Origin of the sequence: Methylobacterium variabile, from assembly GCF_001043975.1 — a bacterium.
Taxonomy (GTDB): domain Bacteria; phylum Pseudomonadota; class Alphaproteobacteria; order Rhizobiales; family Beijerinckiaceae; genus Methylobacterium; species Methylobacterium variabile.
Window position 1 is genome coordinate 1 of the sequence record NZ_LABY01000401.1, and the last position, 4,490, is coordinate 4,490.

Sequence of the window (4,490 nt, forward strand, 5' to 3'; positions counted from 1 at the left end):
AGCTGACCGGCCGGTCAGCTCCTCTTCGTGGGAGCGACCATGTTGGCGGTCCTTCGCTTGAACGGCAGCGCTTTGCGCCAAGGAGGAGGTTCTAACAAGAGAACAAAACGATGATCATGCTGAATTTCGAGCATACGTTGCCGATTGTTGCCGAAATGCCATTATTAGCTGACTAAACTCAGCATGTCTATATTATATTAATTTCATGACAACGCTGTTATAATGTTATTTTAGCATAAAAATACTTCGTTCAAGTGATTTTAACCGGCAAATTTCCAAGTGCAATTCTCAAATTATCGCCGTAAAATTTGGTAATATGGATCGTGAATGCGGATCGGACGGTGGCGGCACCCCCGCCCGCTTCCAAAGCAGCGTCCCGCAAACGTTCCCGCTCCGTGACTGAGATCAGCCCGAGCGGCTCCGAGCCGCTGACGGCCTACGGCACGATGGCTCGCTTCATCCCCCTACCATCGAGCCCGGCAACGCCACGCGGCACGGCACTGGAGGTCGTTGCCGACTACCTGCTGATATCCCACGGCCTCATCGAGCAGGACGGGGCCAAGGAGATGCTGGGGTGCTGCGGCACGCCTTGACGATGGCGGGCGTGCCGGCCAAACGCTCGGCCTCATCGACCTCCAGCGCCTTGATGGCCTGTTCGAGCTGCTCGAGGCGCTCGTCAGTGACGAACTCGAGGTAGGCCGTCCGGCTCCAGCCCAGCGTCGCCACGAACACCGACAGCCGGCCGGCGCCGCGCCGCATCACCGCCCAGTCGACCTGCATCTGCTCGCCCGGCGCGGTCTCGAAGCGCAGCCATTATGCCGCACATGATGGATCAAGATACTATGGAAACCCGCTCCAGCATAACGCGATGCTGGAGCGGGCCGTTCACGGTGCTCGGTTGGGGGCCAGATTGCACCGTGAATAAGGATCGCAACATGAGCTCAGTTGCGAGCGCTTGCCTCATACCTGCGGGCGTGAACAGAATTTCAAAAAGCATCATACCGTGCATGATGGATCAAGATACGGTGGAAGCCCGCCCCAGCATAGCGCGATGCTGGAGCGGGCCGTTCACGGTGCTCGGGGGTGGGCCGGACTACACCGTGATTAGGGGCCGCGGACATGAGTTCCGCTGTAAGCGCATAGCTCATGCCCGCGGCGAGAGCGTGAAAGCAAGCGGCCGCGTTGAAGAGACATGTAGCCGGCCCGTTTGTCTCCCATTCGCCAGGATCGTGACAAAGTGTGGCAACAGCCGGTCCCGGGCTGGAGCAGGCAGATTTCGGGTTGCACGAAAAGGGTCGGTGCTAGGCCAGCGGCGCGTGGCCGGGTTGATGCAGGATAGCGGGCTCAACGCCCGTCAACCCTGATGCATCTCCCTGATGCATCTGGCGCACTACGGACAGTGCCAACACATTCCCGGTCATACCCAACGAGTTCGATCAAGCTTTCGCCATCACAGGCATAAAATAACGGTGAGATCTGGGCACCTCATATATTTTTAATCAGAATGACTGATTGCATCTACAATCAAGTTCTTGCTTTTTCAGAAGGATGACTCCACATTCAACAAAAGCAAGTTTGGTTTCATCCCATCGCTTGCGACGCTGCCACGGCGCCACCTAAAATGGCCAAAAATCGAGCTTAGAGACCGAGGCGCTTTGCTGCGGCAAGGGATGCATCCCAGGCTTGGCCTTCCATCCAGACCCGGCCTGTGCGCATCTCGGCGACGCGCTCCGGCCCAGCGAGGACCGGCGTGCCTTTACGGAAGGGAGGGGCTGGTTCGTATTCTAAGATGAGCTGCGTCCGCTCGGCTGCCTCCTGCCCGCGCAGCAGCACCGCAAGGGTCAGACCGAAGTCGAGGCCCGCCGTCACACCGGCTCCGGTGAGCCGGTTGCGATCATGGACCACGCGGGCGTCAACCTTGGTCGCGCCCATGAGCGGCAGGAGATGGGTAACCGCCCAATGCGCGGTCGCCTCGTAGCCGCGCAGGAGACCGGCGGCTCCAAGCACCAGTCCGCCCGTGCACACGCTCGTCACGTAACGGGCGTGGGCCCCGCGGTCGGCCAGGAAGTCGAGGATCGCGGGGTTCTTCATGCAGGCGACCGAACCCATCAGCCCGCCCGGCACGAAGAGCACGTCGAGGTCGCGCGGACACTCGTTGATGGTGCAGGTCGGGGTGACCGGCAGGCCCAGATCCGTCGCGACCGGTTCTCTCGTCTCACCGACCAGATGGATCTCGGAGTTGAGCATCTGGAGGACGCTCTGTGGAGCGACGAGATCGAGCGTGACCATGCGGGAATAGACCAGCATAGCGACCTTGAGCGGTGCGACGTCCGATTGCTGCATCATGCGCGGCCGCGGGAGCGGCTGCGGCGACGACTGGGCGCAGGCGCCGGCAGTCGCTGCGACGAGCAAGGCACCCCCGAGGGCGTTCGCCGCGAAGCTGCGCCGGTTCAGCGCAGGTGCATCGAGGAATGGCAGCACGGTGAACGGTACCGTCGGACGCAACACGTTGGCGCCGTCCGTATCGTAGATGCGCCGATCGGTGATGTTCTGAAGGTTGAGCTGAGCTCGAAACGGCTGTCCTTGGATCGCGAAACGGTACCATGCCGCTGCGTCGAGCCGCACGTAGCCGGGGAGTTTGAACGTGTTCGGCAGCGTCGCTTCTCGCACCGTCTCGGCCCTTAAGCCGGCGCCAATCCCGAAGCCGTCGAGGACAGAGCCAGAGAGGAACTCGTAGGTCGTCCAGACCTGGCCAGCGTGCCAACGAAAGCACGAGCCGAAAAATACCCCGTGGGTAATTACATTCAGGTTTGCTAACTATATTTATATGGATATGCATATTCTCGTGGAACGCAACAAGGCGGATTCCGAACAATTGGCGAATTCGACTTGTTTGCGCTGGCATTTTTACTTTACTGCACCGCCATGCTGATAGCCGGGCGCATCGCATGCGTTTTGTAGAACGGTCTCACGGCTTGACACATTTTGTCACAAATGCGGCGATCACGAGACAAATAGCTGGTATACATCCGTCTGCGATGTGTCTCTTGTCGCTCTGGCATAGGATTAAAATGGTAAGGGAGCATTATATCTTGCGATGGTACAGTAGGGATAATCTTATTGGGCGTCGCATAAAGTATTTTGATAAATCTTTAATACACATAGTACAATGCAACAACAGTAGTTGATTTACAATACCGCGAAATGCAGTTCATTGTGGATATAACGCAAATAATGGAAATTCCACGGCTTATTGGACTCCCTCCCGCTGATCAAATTATACTCCCCATCGCAAGCAGCAGATGTGCAAACAAAATTTCAAGTGCGCAGATTTCATTATAGATCGAGCAGCATAGATAATAATAGCATTTAATACTAGAGCATAAAGGCATGTTTAATTTTATTTGTATCAAGACAAAAAATAAATAGTATCTTATCAAAATCTAGGAGACTGAATATACAATGACAAAATCACCATCAATAAGATACAAATCATTAAATCGTGCGAACGCTACGATGTCAGATGTTGCGAGGCTCGCTGGCGTCTCACCAATGAGCGTCTCGAACTGCTACAATCAGCCGGCCAAGGTTAGTGCTGAGACGCGTGCCAAAATCCTCGAAGCGGCAGCACAAATTGGATACGTACCAAATCTTCTTTTAGGTGCTCGCACATTAGGAGTCAGCCGTATTGTCGGGGCAGTAGTTCCATCACTGCAGATCATAAAATGCGCCAGCATGATTAGGGGTATGAATGAAATACTTGTAAAACATGGATACCAACTCATGCTATCGCTTGCGGGGACACCAGAGCAAGAATATAGTGCTATACAAGCGCTTATCGGTCGCCGCGTCGATGGGATCATCTTGACGGGAGTCGAACAATGCGAACAAGTTTTTCACCTCTTGCGTCGAACCGGTGTACCAGTTGTTCAAACGTGGAGCTTAAATGGTCCTTTTATTGATATGTCTGTAGGATTTTCATTGTCTAAAGCAGCATTTGATCTGACACAGCTGATGATAGATCGTGGATATAGATACATCGGCTTTGCGGGGCATAATATGCAAGACAATCAATGTTCCTCTGAGTATCTAGATGGCTTCCGATTTGCAATGCAAATGTCTAATTTGCAAGATGATCTCATTTATTTCGGATCAAATAAGACTGTGTTCGCGGATGCATGGCTCGCGATTGACAACTTATTGCAACGCGAGTCGCGACTTCAGGCTTTATTATGTGAAACAGACGCGCTGGCTGCGGGTGTCATTTTCGAATGCGCGCGGCGGGAGTGGAGTATTCCGGGGCGCTTCGCCGTGGCGGGCTGTGGAAATTCTGATGTTGCCGCTGATATTCGACCGAGTCTAACGACCGTCCGCACCTCCGGACATGATATTGGCGCAGCAGCGGCCAAAATACTATTGAATAAAATTGAAGGACATCCCAATGAAAAAAAAAATATCGATATTGGTTATAATATAGACATTCGTGATAG

The 4,490-nt window shown here is 54.3% G+C and carries 2 protein-coding genes and 1 pseudogene; 1 reads left to right on the forward strand and 2 read right to left on the reverse strand.

Features of this window, described 5'->3' with window-relative positions; genetic code table 11:
- Positions 1-657: 657 nt before the first annotated feature.
- Positions 658-810 (reverse strand): annotated as a pseudogene (locus VQ02_RS36490) (IS21 family transposase); the annotation flags it as partial.
- Positions 811-1,638: 828 nt separating this feature from the next.
- Entirely contained in the window at positions 1,639-2,670 is a 1,032-nt protein-coding gene (locus tag VQ02_RS33495; protein WP_157080919.1) for a DJ-1/PfpI family protein, read from the reverse strand.
- Between the two features lie 882 nt (positions 2,671-3,552).
- Between VQ02_RS33495 and VQ02_RS36495 the strand changes: the two genes are divergently transcribed.
- Positions 3,553-4,490, forward strand: a 938-nt coding sequence (locus tag VQ02_RS36495) for a substrate-binding domain-containing protein (protein WP_083469598.1), incomplete at its 3' end; no start/stop codon positions are given.